Annotated in this window: 18 protein-coding genes and 1 tRNA gene; 9 read left to right on the top strand and 10 right to left on the bottom strand. The window is 70.7% G+C overall.

From position 1 onward, the window contains the following. Positions 1-35: 35 nt before the first annotated feature. Together E3T22_RS05510 and E3T22_RS05505 are read right to left on the bottom strand one after the other, a co-directional pair. Entirely contained in the window at positions 36-1,052 is a 1,017-nt protein-coding gene (locus E3T22_RS05510) for a magnesium and cobalt transport protein CorA (protein WP_088457004.1), read from the bottom strand. Positions 1,053-1,111: 59 nt separating this feature from the next. Then, on the bottom strand, positions 1,112-1,729 hold the full coding sequence (locus E3T22_RS05505) for a hypothetical protein (protein ID WP_134479870.1): 618 nt from the start codon (positions 1,727-1,729) through the stop codon (positions 1,112-1,114). A 149-nt stretch (positions 1,730-1,878) separates the two neighbouring features. Between E3T22_RS05505 and E3T22_RS05500 the strand changes: the two genes are divergently transcribed. Then, positions 1,879-2,580, top strand: a complete 702-nt coding sequence (locus E3T22_RS05500) for a 4'-phosphopantetheinyl transferase superfamily protein (protein WP_134479872.1) — start codon at positions 1,879-1,881, stop codon at positions 2,578-2,580. An 80-nt stretch (positions 2,581-2,660) separates the two neighbouring features. Here E3T22_RS05500 and E3T22_RS05495 read toward each other — a convergent pair whose 3' ends face one another. Then, positions 2,661-4,019: a M1 family metallopeptidase gene (locus tag E3T22_RS05495; protein ID WP_166788976.1), complete on the bottom strand. Its 1,359-nt coding sequence runs from the start codon at positions 4,017-4,019 to the stop codon at positions 2,661-2,663. 5 nt (positions 4,020-4,024) lie between these two features. Then, positions 4,025-8,044 (bottom strand): Pls/PosA family non-ribosomal peptide synthetase, encoded by a 4,020-nt coding sequence (locus tag E3T22_RS05490; RefSeq protein ID WP_370291318.1) that lies wholly within the window; start codon positions 8,042-8,044, stop codon positions 4,025-4,027. Between the two features lie 214 nt (positions 8,045-8,258). Here E3T22_RS05490 and E3T22_RS05485 point away from each other — a divergent pair, with 214 nt between their 5' ends. After that, complete coding sequence (locus E3T22_RS05485) at positions 8,259-9,461, top strand: TerC family protein (RefSeq protein WP_134479876.1); 1,203 nt, start codon at positions 8,259-8,261, stop codon at positions 9,459-9,461. A gap of 38 nt (positions 9,462-9,499) precedes the next feature. Here the strand turns inward: E3T22_RS05485 and E3T22_RS05480 are convergent, their stop codons facing one another. Beyond that, positions 9,500-10,429, bottom strand: a complete 930-nt coding sequence (locus E3T22_RS05480) for a DMT family transporter (RefSeq protein WP_088457009.1) — start codon at positions 10,427-10,429, stop codon at positions 9,500-9,502. On the opposite strand from E3T22_RS05480, the gene E3T22_RS05475 reads away from it, so the two are divergent. Beyond that, the gene (locus E3T22_RS05475) at positions 10,428-11,861 is read left to right on the top strand and encodes a PLP-dependent aminotransferase family protein (protein WP_134479878.1); all 1,434 of its coding nucleotides are present in this window, start codon (positions 10,428-10,430) and stop codon (positions 11,859-11,861) included. The genes E3T22_RS05480 and E3T22_RS05475 overlap by 2 nt on opposite strands. Here E3T22_RS05475 and E3T22_RS05470 read toward each other — a convergent pair. Next, complete coding sequence (locus tag E3T22_RS05470; protein ID WP_134479880.1) at positions 11,858-12,325, bottom strand: hypothetical protein; 468 nt, start codon at positions 12,323-12,325, stop codon at positions 11,858-11,860. The genes E3T22_RS05475 and E3T22_RS05470 overlap by 4 nt on opposite strands. A gap of 122 nt (positions 12,326-12,447) precedes the next feature. On the opposite strand from E3T22_RS05470, the gene E3T22_RS05465 reads away from it, so the two are divergent. Both E3T22_RS05465 and E3T22_RS05460 read left to right on the top strand, forming a co-directional pair. Beyond that, positions 12,448-12,750, top strand: a complete 303-nt coding sequence (locus E3T22_RS05465; protein ID WP_088457012.1) for a hypothetical protein — start codon at positions 12,448-12,450, stop codon at positions 12,748-12,750. 138 nt (positions 12,751-12,888) lie between these two features. Next, the gene (locus tag E3T22_RS05460; RefSeq protein ID WP_088457013.1) at positions 12,889-13,098 is read left to right on the top strand and encodes a hypothetical protein; all 210 of its coding nucleotides are present in this window, start codon (positions 12,889-12,891) and stop codon (positions 13,096-13,098) included. A gap of 33 nt (positions 13,099-13,131) precedes the next feature. Here E3T22_RS05460 and E3T22_RS05455 read toward each other — a convergent pair whose 3' ends face one another. Further along, positions 13,132-13,335 (bottom strand): hypothetical protein, encoded by a 204-nt coding sequence (locus E3T22_RS05455; protein WP_088457014.1) that lies wholly within the window; start codon positions 13,333-13,335, stop codon positions 13,132-13,134. A gap of 178 nt (positions 13,336-13,513) precedes the next feature. Between E3T22_RS05455 and E3T22_RS05450 the strand changes: the two genes are divergently transcribed. The 3 genes from E3T22_RS05450 (at position 13,514) to E3T22_RS05440 (ending at position 16,171) form a co-directional block, all read left to right on the top strand. Next, the gene (locus E3T22_RS05450; protein ID WP_088457015.1) at positions 13,514-14,116 is read left to right on the top strand and encodes a hypothetical protein; all 603 of its coding nucleotides are present in this window, start codon (positions 13,514-13,516) and stop codon (positions 14,114-14,116) included. A gap of 66 nt (positions 14,117-14,182) precedes the next feature. Then, positions 14,183-15,070 carry a hypothetical protein gene (locus E3T22_RS05445; RefSeq protein WP_088457016.1) on the top strand — a complete coding sequence of 296 codons (888 nt, stop codon included), beginning with the start codon at positions 14,183-14,185 and terminating at the stop codon, positions 15,068-15,070. A 159-nt stretch (positions 15,071-15,229) separates the two neighbouring features. Next, a complete protein-coding gene (locus tag E3T22_RS05440; protein ID WP_240632252.1) occupies positions 15,230-16,171 on the top strand; it encodes a S1C family serine protease in 942 nt (313 codons plus the stop codon). A 23-nt stretch (positions 16,172-16,194) separates the two neighbouring features. On the opposite strand, the gene E3T22_RS05435 is transcribed toward E3T22_RS05440, so the two are convergent. Then, positions 16,195-16,467 carry a DUF2277 domain-containing protein gene (locus tag E3T22_RS05435; protein ID WP_088457018.1) on the bottom strand — a complete coding sequence of 91 codons (273 nt, stop codon included), beginning with the start codon at positions 16,465-16,467 and terminating at the stop codon, positions 16,195-16,197. A gap of 427 nt (positions 16,468-16,894) precedes the next feature. Between E3T22_RS05435 and E3T22_RS05430 the strand changes: the two genes are divergently transcribed. Then, positions 16,895-17,164, top strand: a complete 270-nt coding sequence (locus E3T22_RS05430; RefSeq protein ID WP_088457019.1) for a hypothetical protein — start codon at positions 16,895-16,897, stop codon at positions 17,162-17,164. A gap of 121 nt (positions 17,165-17,285) precedes the next feature. Here E3T22_RS05430 and E3T22_RS05425 read toward each other — a convergent pair whose 3' ends face one another. After that, entirely contained in the window at positions 17,286-18,281 is a 996-nt protein-coding gene (locus E3T22_RS05425) for a Gfo/Idh/MocA family protein (RefSeq protein WP_088457020.1), read from the bottom strand. A gap of 73 nt (positions 18,282-18,354) precedes the next feature. Beyond that, positions 18,355-18,426, bottom strand: a tRNA-Arg gene (locus tag E3T22_RS05420).

The following is an 18,426-nucleotide window of genomic DNA, read 5'->3' as shown; positions in this document are numbered from 1 at the left end:
AGGATTCTCTGCGGATACAGCCGTTTTCGCAGGCGCTATAGCCAGTCCTTGCGTTTGAACACGGCGTAGAGCCCGAATCCCATCGCCACCATCAGGGTGATCGCGAACGGGTAACCGAACTGCCATTTTAGCTCAGGCATGTGAGTGAAGTTCATGCCGTAGATGGTGCCCACCAGGGTGGGGGCGAACAGGATCGCCGCCCAGCTGGAGATCTTCTTCACTTCCTCGCTCTGCGCCAGCCCGGTTTCGCTCAACCGGCGGGTTTCGTCGTTCTGCCGTTGGGCGACGAGGGTGCTGTGCACCGTGAGGGCGTTCTGCAGGAGTTCCCGGAACGCGTCGACACGTTCGACGACCCGGATGGTGTGGTCGAGCACGTCGCGCAGGTGCCTGTGCAGTTCCACGTCCACGCCGTGCTTCTCGAAGCCTTCCTGCAGCGACTCGAGCATGCCGATCAGCGGCTGGGTGGCCCGCTGGAACTCGATGACCTCGCGGGAGAGGTCGTAAATGCGTCTGGACACCGCCTGGTCACCGTCGAAGAGCTGGTCCTCGATCTCGTCAATGTCGTTCTCCAGGCCGGCGACCACCGGCGCGTACTCGTCGATCACCTGATCGAGGATCGCGTAGAGCACCGCCTGCGGCCCGAAGGCGAGGAGGTCCGGGGTGCTTTCCAGCCGGCGGCGCACCGAGGCGAGGTCGGGCGACTCGGCGTGCCGGATGGTCACGACGAAGTCGGGACCCACGAAGACGTGCAGCTCGCCGAACTCGACTCGCTCGACGTCGTCGAGGTATCTGGCCGGGCGCAGCACCAGGAACAGGGTGTCGGCGTATCGTTCGATCTTGGCTCGCTGATGTCCCTTGAGCGCATCCTCGATGGCGAGGTGGTGCAGGGTGAACTCATCGGCCACGCTCCTGACCTCGGCATCGGTCGGCCGGTACAGTCCGATCCAGGCGAACCCGGCCTTCTCCTTGAGTACCTCAAAGACGTCCTGCAACGTTTCCGGGGTTGCCACCCGAAGGCCATCCACATAGATCGCGTCATCAATCAGCGCCACGGCTGCTCCTCACTCGCCGTACAAGTGTGGCACCGGCGACGGGGTGCGGCGCACCGGCGTCAGTGCGGTTGGCTGCCCTGTCGCTGTGGACCCTCGTGCTTGCGGTAGGTGGGGCTGAAGGAGAGCAGCACCAGGCCGACTCCGAGAACCAGCTGGCCGAGCGCCTGGCCGGGCAGCAGCGAGACGGCGCCGCCGGCCAGGATGAAGACGGCCGGCAGCACCCTGTAGACGCGGGCACGCAGGATGGCGGCGCCCAGCAGCATCCAGCCGACCCCGAACACCGCGGCGGTCAACAGCAAGCCGAACGCATAGGAGCCGGGCCGTTCGGCACCGTCGAGTAGGTCAGGTGCGACCCGGCCCAGGGTGGGGTAGAGAAAGGCCTCCGCCCAGAATTGGCCGCTGATCAGGATGGTGCCGGTGCCGGCCATGATCGCGGCGGAGAAGCCGAACGGGCCGATCTGCTTGGCGTGGCGCTCGTAGATCGCCACCAACGAGAGGATCAGCAGCAGTGCTCCGCCGAGCAGGGCTAGAGACCGCAAGGCATACAGCGGGGTCTGCACGAGTTCACTGACCGGTTCGCCGGTGAGGCGCATCGCCTGGTCCAGGATGCCGCCGATCAGGAATGCGGCCCCGGCGGCGAGAGTGGATGGCTTCGCCAGACCTTCGAACCTCTTCACTGGAACCTCACCCACCGCGCCTGGAGCCTCGACAGCCCCGCACTCCATCGATTGGGCTGGTCCCGACGATTCTCGCACCGGCCGGGTGGCGGGACAAGGGCCGCAACGGCCACCTCGGGCAGAAGGGTCGCCGGCGCTAGGGTGATGGCGTGCCCGATGCCTCTTCCCCCCGCGACCTCGACGGTGTGCGGGGCGTGGACCTGTCCACCACCGTGGTGGTGGCGCTGGGCACCCGAGCGGCGACCCAGGACGGCGACCACCGGGCGCTGGCAGAGCTGGTGGGCCGGCTGACCGGCGTCGCCGGCGCATCCATCACTCTCAGCCAGGTCTGCCCGAACTGCGGACGGTCCGGTCACGGCCCCCTCCGGGTCGAACTCGGCGGCGCGGCGGTGGACTCCCCCACCGTGCACGTGAGCCTGGCCCGGGCCGACGGCCGGCTCGCTCTGGCCGTCACTGCGGCCGGCCCGGTGGGCATCGACCTCGAATCCGTCGGTGCGCTCGCCCGGGCACCCCTGGATGACGTGCTGCTCTCCACGGCCGAAGCGGATGCCGTGGCCGCCCTGCATCCGCGATCGGCCACGGCCGCGGTGACCGCCATCTGGACCGCCAAGGAGGCGGTCCTCAAGGCCGCCGGCGTGGGGCTCAGGGTCGATCCTCGTGACCTCACCATCGCTCGTGCGCCCGACGAAGTGCCCGCCGAACACTCCCCCGGCCCGGCCCTGGTCGGCTGGCCGGCTGCGCCGTTTCCGCTGAACCAGGCGCACCTCATATCCGTGGCGGCTCCCGAGGGTCTCGTCGCTACAGTCGCCGTGGTGTGCGCCAGGCGCCCGCGGTTGTGCCTCGATCGGTGACGATCCCTTCGAGGTGTCCCCGCCGCTCAGAGCGTCCCCGACGTGCCGCAAACGCAACTCAGCGAGTGACGCGCGCGAGATCAGGGGGCGGGTTCGAGCGGCGCGGCGGGCTGCAGCCGCGGCAGGCTCTTCGCCGACACCCAGCGGGCGATGATCTTGTCGGCGACACCGGTGCCGGAGGCGATGCGGAAGCAGCCGAGCAGGTCGTCGGTGGTGACGCTGCCGTGCCGGTGGGTGCGGGTGTAGGCGCGCAGGGCGGTGAAGAAGGCCTCGTCGCCGATCGCCTGACGCACGGCGTGCAGGGCCAGGGCCCCGCGCTTGTAGACCCTGTCGTCGAACATGTCGTGCGGGCCGGGGTCGGCCACCACGATGTTCTTGGGCAGCAGGTCCAGCTCGGCGCGGTGCAGCAGGGCGTTCGCGTGGGCGGTAAGTCCGCCGCTGGACTCGGCCCAGATCCACTCGGCGTAACAGGCGAAGCCCTCGTGTAGCCAGATGTCGGCCCAGCGAGTGAGGGTGAGGCTGTTGCCGAACCACTGGTGCGCCAGTTCGTGCGCGATCAGCCGGTCGCTGCCGTGCAGGCCGTCCACGTGGTTACGGCCGAACACGGCCAGGCCGTGCGCCTCGAGCGGGATCTCGAGGTCGTCGGCGGTGACGATCACGGAGAATGCGGGGAACGGGTACGGGCCGAAGACCCGGCTGAACACCGTGATCATCTCGCCGAGCCTGGCGAAGTCCACCGCCACCGGCCGGGCCAGCGCGGGAGGGAAGAACAGGCTGTGCGCCACCGGGGTTGCGGCGATGTCGTGCCGGCGATAGCGACCTATCTGAACGCTGGCCAAGTATGCGGCCATCGGTTCCCGCACGTCGAAGGTCCAGGAGGTGCGACCGGACCGGGTGCTCTTGGCCACCAACGGGCCGTTGCTGACCACCGTGTACGGCGCCTCGCAGGTGAGCTGGATACGGAAGGTGGCCTTGTCGCTCGGGTGATCGTTGCAGGGAAACCACGACGGCGCCCCGCTGGGCTGACCGGCCACGAGCACACCGTCGGTGAGTTCCTCCCAGCCCAGCTCGCCCCAGTGGCTGCGCACCGGATGCGGCGCCCCGCGGTAGCGCACCACCACCTCGAACGCCTCTCCCACGGCCAGCGGCACGGCGGGAGTGATCACGAGCTTGCGGGCGGCGTGCACCGTCTTCACCGGCGCAACACCGTTGACCGTGACCTTGTCGACGCTCAAGCCGGCCAGGTCGAGACTGAACCGCCCGAGCGCGGTGAGGGCCCGCGCCGTGATCGTGGCGGTCGCGGTCAGCCGGTTCGTGGCGACCCTGTAGTCCAGTTCGAGGTCGTAGTGCGCCACCGTGTAGCCACCATTGCCACTCGCGGGAAGGTAGGGGTCACCCGCGGACGCGGACCCCAGGATGGTGGGTGTGGGCTGCAACATAGGGATCAAGTCTTCCATGGCGGCCGGTGCCACGGCGCAATCGGGTTGCCGGACCAGAGCGAATCGGTGGGCACCCGCTCCCCGCGCATCACCAGCGAACCCGGTCCAACGGTGGCGTGATCGTCGATGCGCGCCGCCGGCAGGATCACACTGTTGGGCCCGAGGGTGCCACCGGCGCCGATGTGCACGGTGTCCAGCTGCATGATGCGATCGTGGAACAGGTGGGTCTGCACGACACAGCCGCGGTTGACGCTGCTACCGGCGGCCAGGGTGACCAGGTCCGCCTCCGGCAGCCAGTACGACTCGCACCACACGCCGCGCCCGATCGTGGCGCCCAGCGACCGCAGCCAGAGCGCCAGCCAGGGCGTGCCGGCGGCGTTCTGCGCGAACCAGGGCCGCGCCACCATCTCCACGAAGGTGTCCGACACCTCGTTGCGCCAGATGAACGACGACCAGAGCGGATGCTCGGAGGCGCGGATGCGCCCCACCAGCAACCATTTCGCGGCGGTGGTCAGCGCGGCCGCGACGGCGCCTGCGCCGATCAGCACGAAGCCGGAGAGCAGCAGCGCCAGGCCAGGACCGCCGAAAAGCCAGAGGACCTCGAGGGCCACGAGCACGCTGAGGGCGATCCACGCGGAGGCGAACACCGGCACCAGGCGCAGCACCTCCCAGAGCGACCGGGCCAACACCAGACGCGCCGGCGGGTGGAAGGTGCGGGCCTCGTCGATGTCGGTCACCCGGCGACGCAGCCGTGTCGGCGGGTTGCCCAGCCAGGAGGAGCCGCGCTTGGCCTTGCGCGGGGTGGACGACAGCACCGCCACGAGGCCGTCCCTCGGCACCGTGCGGCCGGGGCCGGCGATGCCGCTGTTGCCCAGGAACGCCCGGCGGCCGATCTTGGCGCGGCCGATGCGCATCCAGCCGCCGCCGAGTTCATAGCAGGCGACCATGGTGTCGTCGGCGAGGAACGCGCCGGGCGCAATGGTGGTGAGCGAGGGCACCAGCAGGACCGTGGACGCCTCGACGCCCGGACCGACCTTCGCGCCGAGCAGCCGCAACCAGACCGGGGTGAGCAGGCTGGCGTAAAGCGGGAACAGCAGGGTGCGGGCGCCGTCCAGCAGTCGTTCGGTCATCCACACCTGCCAGCCCACCCGGCTGCGCACCGGGTGGTGGCCCTCGGTCAGGCCCAGGCCCAGCAGGCGCACGGCTCCGATCACGGAGCCGGCGTAGAGCGTTCCGGCGGCGAGCACGGCCGGCGGCACGGCCAGCGCGGCGCGGGCGACCGCGGCGCCGAGGGTGCCGGCGTCGCCGATCACCACGCCCACGATGAGCACGCCGAGCAGCACCGCCACGGTGGGAATGGCGGTGAGTCCCACCGAGCCGGCGCCGTAGGCGAGCAGCCAGCGGCGGGCGTTCGCCGGTCGTTCCGCGGGCCAGGCGCGGCGGGCCGAGCCGACCCGGGTGGCCGGTGAGCCGGCCCAGCGCTCACCTCGTGGCACCCGGCCGGAGACGGCGGAGCCCGGTTCGATCTCGGCGCCGTCGCCGATCTTGGCGCCGCCGAGCAGGGTGCTGCGGGAGCCGATCACGGCCTCCGCGCCGATGCGCACCCGGCCGATCCGAAGGGTGTCGCCGTCGAGCCAGTAGCCGGCCAGGTCCACCTCGGGTTCGATCGCGGCGCGCTCGCCGATGCTGAGCAGCCCGGTGACCGGCGGCACCGAGTGCAGGTCGACGCCGGGGGCGATGGTGGCGCCGAGCAGCCGGGCGTAGTAGCTGATCCACGGCGCCCCGGCCAGGCTGGCCGCGTCGACGAAGGTGGCCACCTGTTCGGCCAGCCAGAGCCGCAGGTGCACCGAGCCGCCGCGCGGGTAGTTGCCCGGTTTCACGCCCTTGAGCAGCAGCCGGGCGGCGGCAACGGAGATGCCCATCTTGCCCAGTGGGGTGACCAGCAGCACGAATCCGGCCAGCACCGCCCACCATGACACCGTGGGGGCGAAGGATGCGCCGGCGGCGGCGAGCAGATTGTTGGCCGCGGCCAGGTACACCAGCCACTTGGCACCCACGAGCAGGTGCAACGGCACGCTGAGGACGCCCTGCAGCAGCCCGGTGCGGGCCGGGGTGGGCAGCACCTGCCGCGTGGCGCGGGCCACCGTCGGAGTGCGGCCGTCGAGTTCGTCGGCGAGGGAGCCGATCCGCGGGTGGTCGTAGATGTCGCTGATCCGGGTGTTCGGGTGGCGCTCCCGAATCGCGGACACGAATTGGGCGGCCGAGAGGGAGCCGCCGCCGTAGGCGAAGAAGTCGCTGTCGGCGTCGGCGACGGGCACACCGAGGATCGCGGCCCAATGCCCGGCGAGCCAAGCGGCGGTCGGGCTGAGCGCATCCGCGCCGGCCGTCTCGGCGCCGGCCAGGCCGGGCAGCGGCCAGGGCAGGGCGGCACGGTCGACCTTGCCGGAGGTGCGGGTGGGGATGGATTCCACGACGGCGAGCAGCGGCACGAGGGCGGCGGGCAACGCCACCCGGAGGGCCGCGGTGGCCGCGGGCAGGTCGAAGGATCCGGCTGCCTCATCGGCGAGCGCGAGGTAACCCACCAGCACCTGGTTGCCGGCCGGGGTGGTCTGCACGACAGCGGCCGCGCCGGCCACGCCGGACAGCGCCTGCAGGGCGGCGTCGATCTCGCCGAGCTCGATGCGCCGGCCGCCGAGTTTGATCTGGTCGTCGGCCCGGCCCACGAAAACCAGCCCGGCGGGGTCGAAGCGCACGAGGTCGCCGCTGCGGTAGGCGCGTTCCCAGCCGAGCCCGGCGTGCGGGGCGTACTTCACCGCATCCTGGGTTGCGTCGAGGTACCGGGCCAGGCCGACGCCGCCGATGATCAGTTCGCCGGTCTCGCCGGCCCGCACCCGCTGGCCGGCCGGATCCACCACGGCCAGGCTCCAGCCGTCCAGCGGCAGGCCGATGCGCACGGGGTCGCTGCCGTCGAGCAGGGCGCCGCAGGCCACGACCGTCGCCTCGGTCGGGCCGTAGGTGTTCCACACCTCACGGCCGCGGGCGCTGATGCGGGCGGCCAGCTCGGGCGGGCAGGCCTCGCCGCCGAAGATCACCAGGCGCACATTCTCCAGCGCCTCCTCGGGCCAGAGTGCGGCGAGGGTGGGCACCGTGGAGACAACGGTGATGCCGTGCGCGATGAGCCAGGGGCCGAGGTCGGCGCCGCTCCGCACGAGCGAGCGCGGGGCCGGCACCAGGCAGGCGCCGTTCCGCCAGGCCAGCCACATCTCCTCGCAGGAGGCGTCGAACGCCACCGACAGGCCGGCCAGCACCCGGTCGCCGGGGCCGATGGGTTCGCCGGCCAGGAACAGGCCGGCCTCGGCGTCGACGAACGCCGCCGCCGAGCGGTGCGTCACGGCGACACCCTTGGGCACCCCGGTGGAGCCGGAGGTGAAGATGATCCAGGCGTCGTCGTGCGGGCCGGGCATCGGCTCGCCCCAGTGCGCCAGCGACGGGTCCTCCTCGGCGGCCAGGGGCCGCTCGGTGAGCACCCCGGCGTCCAGGCCGTCACGCACCGTGAACAGACCACCGTCGCCGATGACACCCACGACCCGGGCCTCGCCGAAGACCAGCCGGGCCCGTTCCTCAGGGTCGTCGGCGTCGACGGGCACGTAGGCGGCGCCGACGGTGAGGGTGGCGAGAATCGACAGGTAGAGGTCGCGGGTGCCGGACGGGATGCGGATGCCGACCGTGTCGCCGCGGCGCACCCCGGCCCGGCTCAGCCGCACGGCCTGGTCGTTGACCAGCCGCACCAGCCGCCGGTAGCTCAGGGCCCCGGCGGCGTCCTCGAGGGCCAGGGCGGTGGGGTGTTCCTCCGCGGTGGCCAGCAGGATGTCGATCAGGGTGCGCTCGGGGTGCACCAGATAACCGGCATCCAGCACGCCCTGCTCGTGGCCGGGCGTCGGCGCGGCCGGCAGCGGACGCACGATTGCCGGTGCGACGGTCGAGCCGGCGGACCGGGTGCTGGGATCGGGGTGGAACGAGGTCACGCATACTCCTGTCCGGGCTCGCGAGAATCCGCGATGGCGACAGCCTAGAACGACCGGGTGACCGGCGGGTGAACACGCGTCACATGAGTACATTCTTCGGGCGCGTTCCCGTCTCCGGCGGGTTTTTCTCCGCCACCCCTGTTCTCCCGGCGGCCTGCCCGCGTAGCCTTTTGATACCGGATGCGCCTCACGTCTTCGACCGAAAGCCGACCGAATGGATACCTCACCTCTCGTCTGGACCCTGACGGTCCTCGGAATCGTCGGGCTTCTCGCCTTCGACTACGTCTTTCACGTGCGGAAGGCCCACGCCCCCACGCTGAAAGAAGCGGCAATCTGGTCGTCGATCTACGTCGGGATCGCCATACTGTTCGGCATTGGTGTCCTGATCATCGGCGGCAGCACCCCCGGATCCGAGTACTTCGCGGGGTACATCACCGAAAAGGCGCTCTCGGTCGACAATCTGTTCGTCTTCCTCATCATCATGACAAGCTTCCGCGTGCCCCGGGAGGACCAGCAGAAGGTGCTTTTGTTCGGCATCACGTTCTCGCTCATCGCGCGCACCGGCTTCATCTTCCTCGGCGCCGCCCTGATCAACACCTTCGCCTGGGTGTTCTATTTCTTCGGCCTGATCCTGTTGATGACGGCGGGCAACATGCTCAAACCGGAGAGCTCGGAGTCCAAGTCCGCGGACAACTTCATCGTGCGGGTCGCGCGCAAGGTCTTCCACACCAGTCCCGAGTACGACGGCGACAAACTCTTCACCATCCACGACGGCAGGCGCGCACTGACCCCGATGCTCCTGGTGATGGTCGCGATCGGCGGCACCGACCTCCTCTTCGCGCTCGATTCGATCCCCGCCATCTTCGGCCTCACCCAGGATGTCTACATCGTGTTCACGGCGACGGCGTTCTCGCTCCTCGGCCTGCGTCAGCTGTACTTCCTGCTCGACGGCCTGCTGGACCGGCTGATCTACCTCTCCTTCGGGCTGGCGGCGATCCTCGCCTTCATCGGCGTGAAGCTGATCCTGCACGCCCTGCACGAGAACAACCTTCCGTTCGTCAACGGCGGCGAGCCGGTGCCGGTGTTCGAGATCAGCACGGGTGTCTCCCTGACGGTCATCATCGGTGTGCTCCTGGTCACCGTGCTGGCGTCGCTGTTCAGCCCGGCGGGCCGGGCACAAGCGGCCACCGCCAACGCCCGGCGGTACGCAACCGACTACCTGGACCTCGGCTACACCGAGGACCACACCGAACGCATCCGGGTGTACACGGCGCTTCGGGAAGAGGAAGAGTCCATCCATAAGCTCGGCCCGAAGTACCGGCAGGCGGTCCAGGACGACGCGGAGCTCGCCGATCTGCTCCGCAGGGCTCACCTCGAACACGACGCCTCTGTGCGCCGGGCCGCCCGCGAGGGGTGACCCCACGCCGGCCCGACCGTGCCCCGCACGACGGCCGGTCAGCGGATGCGGGCACGCACGGCGCCGGCCGCGCAGAGGATGACCGCGAGCGCGCCGATCAGCACGAGAGGGTCCAGGTCTTCACCGAGGAGCAGCGCCGCCCACGCGATGGTGAGCACCGGTTGCAGAAGCTGGATCTGGCTCACCCGGGCGATCGGCCCGATGGCCAGGCCCCGGTACCAGGCGAAGAAGCCCAGGAACATGCTCACCCCGGCAAGGTAGGCGAAGGCCAGCCAGGCCGACGCATCAGCAGCGGGCCGGCCGGAAGCGAGTCCGGCCAGCATCAGCGGCACCATCACCGGCAGCGCCACGATCAGCGCCCAGCAGATGGTCTGCCAGGAGCCCAGCTCGCGGGCCAGCAGCGCGCCCTCACCGTAGCCGATCGCCGCAAGCACCACGGCCGCCACCAACAGCAGGTCGGCCGGCTGCAGGCCGCTGAGCCCGCCCGCGGTGAGCGCCACGAATCCGACCACGGCCACCACGCCGAGACCGCTGGCCAGCCAAAAGCGCGGAGTGGGCCGTTCCCTGGCCCGCACGACAGCGACCACCGCGGTGGCTGCGGGGAGCAGGCCGATCACAACGGCGCCGTGCGCGGCCGGCACGCTCTGCAGGGCGAAGGAGGTGAGAATGGGGAAGCCCGCGATGACGCCGGCCCCCACCACGGCCAGCCGCCACCATTGGCTGCCCCTGGGAAGACGCTGCCGGAGCACGGCGAGCACAGCGATGGCGAGAATGCCGGCTCCGACGGCACGGCCGGCACCGACGAACAGCGGGTCGAGCTGGGCCACGGCCACCCGGGTGAGCGGCAGGGTGAACGAGAAGGCCAGCACGCCCAGCAGCCCGAAGACCAGGCCGGCGGCGGCGGGCGACGCTTCCGGTGGCGATAGCGCTGGCGGCGCCGCGACGATAGCGCTATTCTGTATTTTCATGAAAGAGGATAGCACCCGAGCGGGTTCCGCGGACAACGAATCGGCGCATCTCGCCATCGAACGCCGGCTGCGTGCCTTGGTCGCCAGCCGGCCGGCCGGCGACCGGCTGCCCTCCACCCGCACCCTCGTGCTCGACCATGCCGCCAGCCCGCTCACTGTGCAGCGCGCGCTGCAGCGTCTGGTGCTCGAGGGCCTGGTGGAGACCCGACCGGGCGCGGGAAGCTTCGTGGCGCGGCCGCATGCCGTGCACCGGGCCGACTTCGGCTGGCAGACCACGGCGCTCGGCGCGGCCCGCACCGGTGCCGACGCGATCGGCACCGCCATGACGAGCGCCGGACCGGGCATGATCGCCCTGCACTCCGGGTACCCGGCCGAGGAGCTGCTGCCCACCCGGCTGGTGCGCACCGCCCTGGTCCGCGCGGCTCGTACCGGCACCGCCGTCGACCGGGCCCCGATTTCGGGGTTGCCGGAGCTCCGCAGCTGGTTTGCGGCGGAACTGGCACCGGTCGGCGCCTCCGCCGCCGCCCCGCCGGCCGCCGACGACGTCGTCATCACCCCGGGCGGCCAGAGCGCGCTGTCGTCGATCTTCCGGGCGCTGGCCGTTCCGGGCGACGCGATCGTGATGGAGTCCCCTACCTACTGGGGCGCCATGGCCGCCGCCCGGCAGGCCGGGTTGCGCATCGTGCCCATCTCCCGCGGCGCCGGCGCCCCCGCGGCTGCCGACCTCGACGACGCCCTGGGCGTCAGCGGGGCCCGCCTGTTCTACGCGCAGCCGCACTTCGCCAATCCCACCGGGGCGTTGTGGAGCAGCGCCGATCGCAGTGCCATCACCGCGGTCCTCCGCGCTCGCGGGGCGTACCTGATCGAGGACGACTGGGCGCATGATTTCGGCATCGAAGCGGATGTGGCCACCCTCGCCGCCGACGACGCCGACGGCCACATCGTCTACGTGCGCTCGCTCACGAAGAGCCTCTCCCCCGCCATCCGGGTGGCGGCGGTCGTGGCCCGCGGCCCCGCCCTGGCCCGGATCCAGGTGGACCGCACCGTGGACGACCTGTACGTCAGCGGGCTCCTGCAGGCGGCAGCGGTCGATGTGCTCACCGACCCGGGCTGGCACAGCCACCTCACCCGGTTGCGTGGGTCGCTGCGCGGCCGCCGCGACGAGCTGGCCCGGCAGGTGCGCGGACAGTTGGGCGCGGACGCCCTTGAGCTGGTCCCCAGGGGCGGGCTGAACCTGTGGGTGCGCGCTGCCGACGGGGTGGACGTGGCCGACCTGGCCCGGCGCAGTCGCGCCGAGGGGGTGCTGTTCTCCCCCGGCGGCGACTGGTTCCCGGCCGAGCCGACCGGTTCCTTCTTCAGGCTGAACTACTCCCGCGCCCGCCCCGAGCTCTTCGAGGCCGCCGTGGCGACCATCGCCGGACTGCTGCCCTAGGCCAGCCGCTCGACGGCGGCGAGCCACTCGGCCCAGAACAGTTTCCACCGCTCGGCCTCGTCGAACGACGCCGGCTTCGAGCGAAGCACCAGGTCGAGACCGGGAAACAGATCGGCGCGGCTACCCTCGTCGAGCAGCAGTTCGCGCACCACGTCGCGGTCCAGGGCCAGCACCCGCGCGCGGCTCACGCTGAAGCTGCCGTCGGGCATCTGGCCGGGCAGCCTCAGGCCGGTGATGCGTTCGTAACCCACGGTCACGCTCTGCGCCCACCAGCCGTCCACACCGTGCGCGGCGTGCACCCAGGCGGCGATGGCGGTGTGCCCGGCCTGGTGGCCGGGGCCGTCGTCGATGAGATCGACCCACTCCTCCCACGCATGCCCGGTGTTCTCGAGGATCGCGTCGTCGGTCTGCACGGGCTCGGCCGCCCAGACCCGGGTGCGTGTGAAGGTTTCGTGTTCGGTCATCGGGACTCCTGTGCTCGGCACGACAATACTGGGTGTCTTCTGCCAGGTCCGACGCCGGGCACCCCGGGCGATGTGATGGCCGCGCGGAGTCCCTAGACTGAGAGCGAAGGGGGCATTTTCGGATGAGCAAGAACAAGAGCGACGAACCGCGCGACGAGTTCGACCGTATCCAGATACCCGAGTTTCTGGCCCGGCCTTTCGAGCGCCTCGCCGGCGGACCGGGCGTCGGCACACCCATCCGGCCCACCCCCAGAGACCGGTCGGACGGCAACACGACTGTTGACGGCGACTCGGATGCCGATCTCCCCGAGGACCTCGAGGACACCGAGCCGGCACCGCGTCAGTGGTGGGCCGGCTACAAGGGCAAGCTGCTGCTCTACGGCGCGGGCACCCTCGTCATGGTCTTCCTACAGTCCCGCGGCTAACCACCACGGTACGCCGACTACATCGCGGGTAGTACCCGGGTTCATCCGTCCAGGGGATGTCTGCGTACCCGTGTTTGGCGACGATGGAGGTACCGATCCCGTTCACCCGGTCGGCAGCCGCCCGTCGAGAGGACTCCCATGACCACGATCCTGCACACTATTCCTGCCCACCGGTCCCTGCGCCCCATCGTCATGACGGCGACCCTGGTCATGGTGTCGGCCGGCACCCACGGTCCCGCCGACCTGCCCGCCGGCCCGCCCGTGGCCGTCGACCGGGTGCCTGCCCACTCCCTCGACCGGATTGCCCTGTGGGCGGCCCAGCAGGCCGGGATCGACCGCGCGGCGTAAACCGCCGCAGGAGGGCCCGTGGGGCTCCCCCGATTAGGGCCCGACCAGCAGAAGTAACACCTCATAGGTCAGATAGACCGGCCAGACGATGGCCTGGAGCAGGCCCAGGATGAAGCCCCAGAACGATCCGTCCGACGTGGAGACGAAGTAGATGGCCGCTCCAACGTAAGCCAGAAGGAAGAAGAACCCCCACCCCCCGTCTCCCACCGTCACGTTGCCACGACCGTCCGATGCCATCAGCTCCTCCGCTCCCGTGAGAACTCCCTGACTACCCGATGGCACACAGGGTAACCGCGCTGACCGCGAAGCGATACCGCCGCACAGCGGCCGCCGGGTCCGATCCGATCGTCAGCGAACGGCATCGGCGAGCAGGGAGCCCGCACGACGACATCGCCGTTTACGCGATAGTGAGGGGATGCAGATCTACTCCGACTACGCCGCCCATCGCTCCCGTCAGGTCGCGGTCGACGTGATCGCCGTCGCCGCCATCGCCGCTTGGATCGGGCTCGGCGCTTTCGTCTACTCGCTCGTGATCGACCTCGCCCGGTTCGGCGAGCAGATGGAGTCCGCCGGCTCCGACTTCTCGACCACGATGACTGACATCGGCGACAGGTTCGGCGGTATGCCGCTCATCGGCGGCGGCATCCGGGCACCGTTCGAGGCCGCCAGCGGCGCGGGCCAGAGCCTGGAGGCGGCCGGCCGCAGCCAGCAGGAGGCCGTGCTGAATCTCGCCGTCGGCCTGGGATGGGGAATCGCCGTCGTGCCTGTCGCGACGATCCTGCTGTTCTGGCTCGTACCCCGCCTGCGGTTCACGCGCCGGGCGGCCACGACACGGCGGCTGGTTCGCGCAGGCATCACCGTGGACCTGCTCGCGCTGCGGGCCCTGACGAATCAGAAGCTGTCGGTGTTCGCGGCGGTCGACGCCGACCCCGTGTCCGCGTGGCGTCGGGGCGACCCCGAGGTGATGCGCTCACTCGCCGCGCTGGAGCTCAAGGCCTCGGGGGTGCGCATCCGCTGAGGCACCATCCGTGCCTGGGACCGCGTGGTGCTGGCGGCTGCCGCCGGTGCGGACGAGGATGGTCCCATGGTCGCAATTCTCACGGATGTCGCTCGGGAACTGTACGGCCTTCGGCCCCAGGACTTCACGGCCGCGCGCAATGCCAGGGCACAGGAGCTGAAGTCATCGGATGCCGCTCTCGCCAAGCAGGTCGCGGTGATGAAGAAACCCTCTCCTGCGGCCTGGGTGGTCAACCTCCTCGCCCGGGAGAACGTCGACGAACTTACTGTGCTCCTCGACCTCGGCGAACAGATGCGCACAGCGCAGGAGCATCTCGAGCGGGACGCGCTCAGGCGGCTCGGCGGCGAGCGCCGAGTCGCCATCGCCGCCCTCGCCGCTGCGGGCGCCGACCTCGCCGCCGGCCTCGGTCACCGGCCTACTGCAAGCGTCGTCGGCGAGGTCGAGCAGACCCTGCAGGCCGCAACGTCTGATCCTTCGGCCGCCGCGGCAATCGCCAGCGGACTTCTGGTCAAGCCGTTGCGGGCGGTCGGTTATGAGCCCGTCGACCTGGACGGTGCCATGGCCGTGTCTGATCCGGAGTCGTGGCCGGCGCCTCGGGGCCGCTCCCGCGGCGCGGCACTGCCGGATCCCGTTCAACTCGCCGACGTCCGCCGCCGGAAGGAGGCCAGGCGGGAAGCGCAACGTCTGGAGCGCAATGCGGACGTCGCCGAGGCGGAAGTCGACGCCCTGGACCGTCGCGCCCACCGGCTCACGCTTCGCCGGACCAGCCTCGAAGCGGAGATTGCGGAGCTTCGGGAACAGCTGGATACGGCCTCCGCGGCGCTCGCCTCCGTCGTCGCCGACGAGAGCGCCCTGGCCGACGCCCGCGCCGAGGCGCACACCGCTGTGGAGGACTCCAGAACCCGCGCCCGCGACGCACGCGAGGTCGCCGACTCCCTCGAGGAGGGCGACTGATCCGGCCGGCGGCACCCGGCGAACCCATCGGTGTCTTCGGCACTCGCCGCCGGCACGCCGACCCTCGCGGCACGCCGTCGTCCCGCCGTCTCGAAGCCCCAGTCTGCTGGCAGCGAACGGCGCCCACAGTCCAATCCGACGGACGTACGCTCTGGTGCCATGAACGATATCCCGGCGATGGATGACGACGGGCTGCTCGACGCCTACTCGAGAACCGTCACGGCCGTGGCCACGCGGGTGCTGCCCAGCGTGGCCAGTGTCTCAGTGCGCAGTTCCCAGGGAGCGGGAGCGGGCAGCGCGAGTGTCATCACCGACGACGGATTCCTCCTCACCAGCGCCCATGTCGTCGCCGGCGCCGGCACCGCTGACGTCGGGTTCGCCGACGGCACCGGGAGCCGGGTCGACGTCGTCGGCCGTGACACCCTCTCCGATCTGGCCGTGCTGCACGCACGCGATGCCACCCCGCCGCCGGTGCGGTTCGGCGACGCCGCGCGGTTGCGCGTCGGCCAGGTGGTGGTGGCCCTGGGCAATCCGCTGGGTCTGGCCGGCAGCGTCACCGCCGGCATCGTCTCGGCGCTCGGCCGGTCGCTCCCCACCCGGTCCGGGCGGGTGATCGACGAGGTGATCCAGACCGACGCCGCCCTCAACCCGGGCAACAGCGGCGGGGTGCTGGCCGACAGCACCGGGCGCATGGTCGGGGTCAACACCGCGGTGGCGGGCATCGGAGTGGGGCTGGCGGTGCCGATCAATGTGAGCACCCGGGCGATCATCACGGCGCTGATGACCACCGGGCGGATGCGGCGGGCCTGGCTGGGCATCGCCGGCGCCCAGGTGCCGCTGCCACCGACCCTGGCGGCCCGGATCGGCTCGCCGACCGGCCTACGGGTGGCGGCAGTGTCCCCGGGCAGCCCGGCAGAGGAGGCCGGGTTGCACCGCGGTGACATCGTGGTCGAACTCGCCGGGCAGCCGGTGGTCACGGCCACAGCAGTGCAGCAGCTGATGGTCGAGGCCGCGATCGACACACCCATCGAGATCACGGTCTGGCGAAACGGCGCCCTGGTCGACGCGATCACCGTGCCGCGGGAACTCGCGGAGTCCTGACCCGGCCCAACACTGCCGGTCGATCAGGCCGCGGCGAACCGCTTCGCCGAGCGAGCCCTGGCCTTGTCCGCCTCCACCTCGCGGTTCTTGGGCGGAGCGGTCGTGACCAGGTCTTCGAGCAGATGCCGCGAGGTGTGGGCGATTTCCGCGACCGCCCGGTTGAAGGCCTCCTCGTTGGCCTTCGACGGCTTGGTCGCCCCGCTGATCTTGCGCACGAACTGCAGCGACGCCGCATACACCTCGTCGTCGGTGGCGGCAGGTTCAAAATTGTGAAGCTGATGAATGTTCCGACACATACTTCGAGGGTACCCAGCCGGGCCCGGCCACGGAAGTGCGAGAAAGTGTTGCGCGAAGAGCGGATTGCCCACTACGGTGATGCCTACGCCATACGACGAAAGGAGCCTCGCGTGATTACTCAGAAGATTGCATTCGCATTCCGTACCACCGCCGGCTTCGTCGGCGTCTTCACCGCCTGATCGGCCAGTAGGTAACCCACCGGTCCAGACGGTGGTGACGCTCTCGAAGCCCGACCAGGCAGCATCCGCACTCTGTGCATCCCGCACCTTCTGCATCCGTCTGCCCGGGTCACTCACCCCGTGAGCGGCGCGCACTCCGCGCGTCGCCCTCGTGCCGCCGTGCGCGGCCACCCTTCATTCTGCGAGCCCGAACGTTCTTCCAGAGCGCCCGGATTCGCGAACCGTCCTCGTTAAGGAACGCATCATCATGAATACCCAACTGGCGCCCGATCCGGGCCGCCACGATCACCCACCCCAACCCGTTCTCTCGCCCGAGGCGCACCCGGCGCGCCGCGTAGGCCTGATCGACCGCGCTGCCATGCACCTCGGTGTCGCGCTGATCCGCTGGGGTCGCCGGCCCGTCAGGGCTCGTCGCCGGGAACGCCCCGCTCTCGCTCCCGAGTCGATCGCAGCCCGCCGGGAGTTAGACCGGGTTCGAGACGAGCATCTGGTCCTGAAGCTGACCCAGTTCCGGTGACCGGTGCCCCCACGTCGCACCCGACCGCGTTATGCGGGTGCCGCGCCGGTATGCGGGTGGCGCGCCACCCGCATACCGGCGCCTGACCCGCCTCACGCGTCGGTACTGGCTTCGGATGCGCTCAGCCGCGCGGTGCCGCGTCCAGTCCAGCCCGCCACTGCGCGAGCAGGCGCGCGACGCTGCGGCTGTGCGCCCACGGCACCTCGGGCGCCTCGGTCCGCCCGTCCAGCAGGGCCAGCGACACGGCATCGGCCTCTGCCGCGAACGGGTCCACCGTCGGCACCTCCACCAGTCGGTCACGGCCATCCGCCCGCACGAGGAACGACGCGGCCGAGTCGCTGCGGCTGCCGAACACATCGGCCAGCTCGATGACCCCGGCGCTCCCGCTGAGCCTCGCCGACCGCGGCAGCTCGGCGACGATGGAGCACTCCGCCTCCGCGGAGAATCCGGCCGCGGCAATTGTCGCGCTGGCGTGCTCGTCCACGCCGGTGTCGCCGACATCGCCCGTGGCGACGGTGACCGTCAGGTCTGCCGGGTCAACGCCGGCAGCAGCGGCGAGTGCCACCGCGAGCGATACGGGGTAGCCGCCCACGTCGAGGATCGCCCCGCCGGCCAGCTCCGGATCGAACAGGCGTCCCGATCGCTGCCCCGCCGCGAAGCCGAACGAGGCGACCAGCTGCAACGAAGTGCCGACCTCCCGGTTGGCGACGGCGGCATCCAGGGCCCGCGCGAACGGTCCGAACCGGTGCTTGTACGCCTCGACGAACGGCAGTCCGGAGGCCGCGGCCTGATCCAGGACTCGTTCGACCTCCGCCACGGTCGGCGCGACCGGCTTCTCGCACAGCACCGCCTTGCCGGCCCGCAGCGCGGCCACGGCGAGGTCCGCGTGGGTCGTGTTCACCGTGGAGATGTACACGGCGTCGATGTCGTCCCGGGAGAGGAGATCCTGGTAGGTTCCGGTGACGGGCGCCCCGTACGTGGCCGCGAACGCGGCCGCCCGCTCGGGGCTGGTGCTGCCGACTGCGTGCAGAGTGCCGTGCGCCGAGCCGGGCAGAGCCCGGGCGAACCAGCCGCCGATATCGCCAGGTCCTAGGATTGCCCACCGCGTAGTCTTCATTCCTCGAAGGTACCAACCTTCGGCGACGACCTTTTCCCGGTGAGGGAGCTGAATCTGTTGCGGCGGTGCGGGGTGCCCCTGGAGGGACTCGAACCCCCAACCCTTTCCTTAGGACGGAACTGCTCTTCCATTGAGCTACAGAGGC

It is taken from the genome of Cryobacterium sp. TMB3-10, assembly GCF_004402305.1.
In the GTDB taxonomy this organism is placed as follows: domain Bacteria; phylum Actinomycetota; class Actinomycetes; order Actinomycetales; family Microbacteriaceae; genus Cryobacterium; species Cryobacterium zongtaii.
Note: the sequence above shows the minus strand (reverse complement) of the source record. Positions and strands in the feature narration are given on the sequence as shown.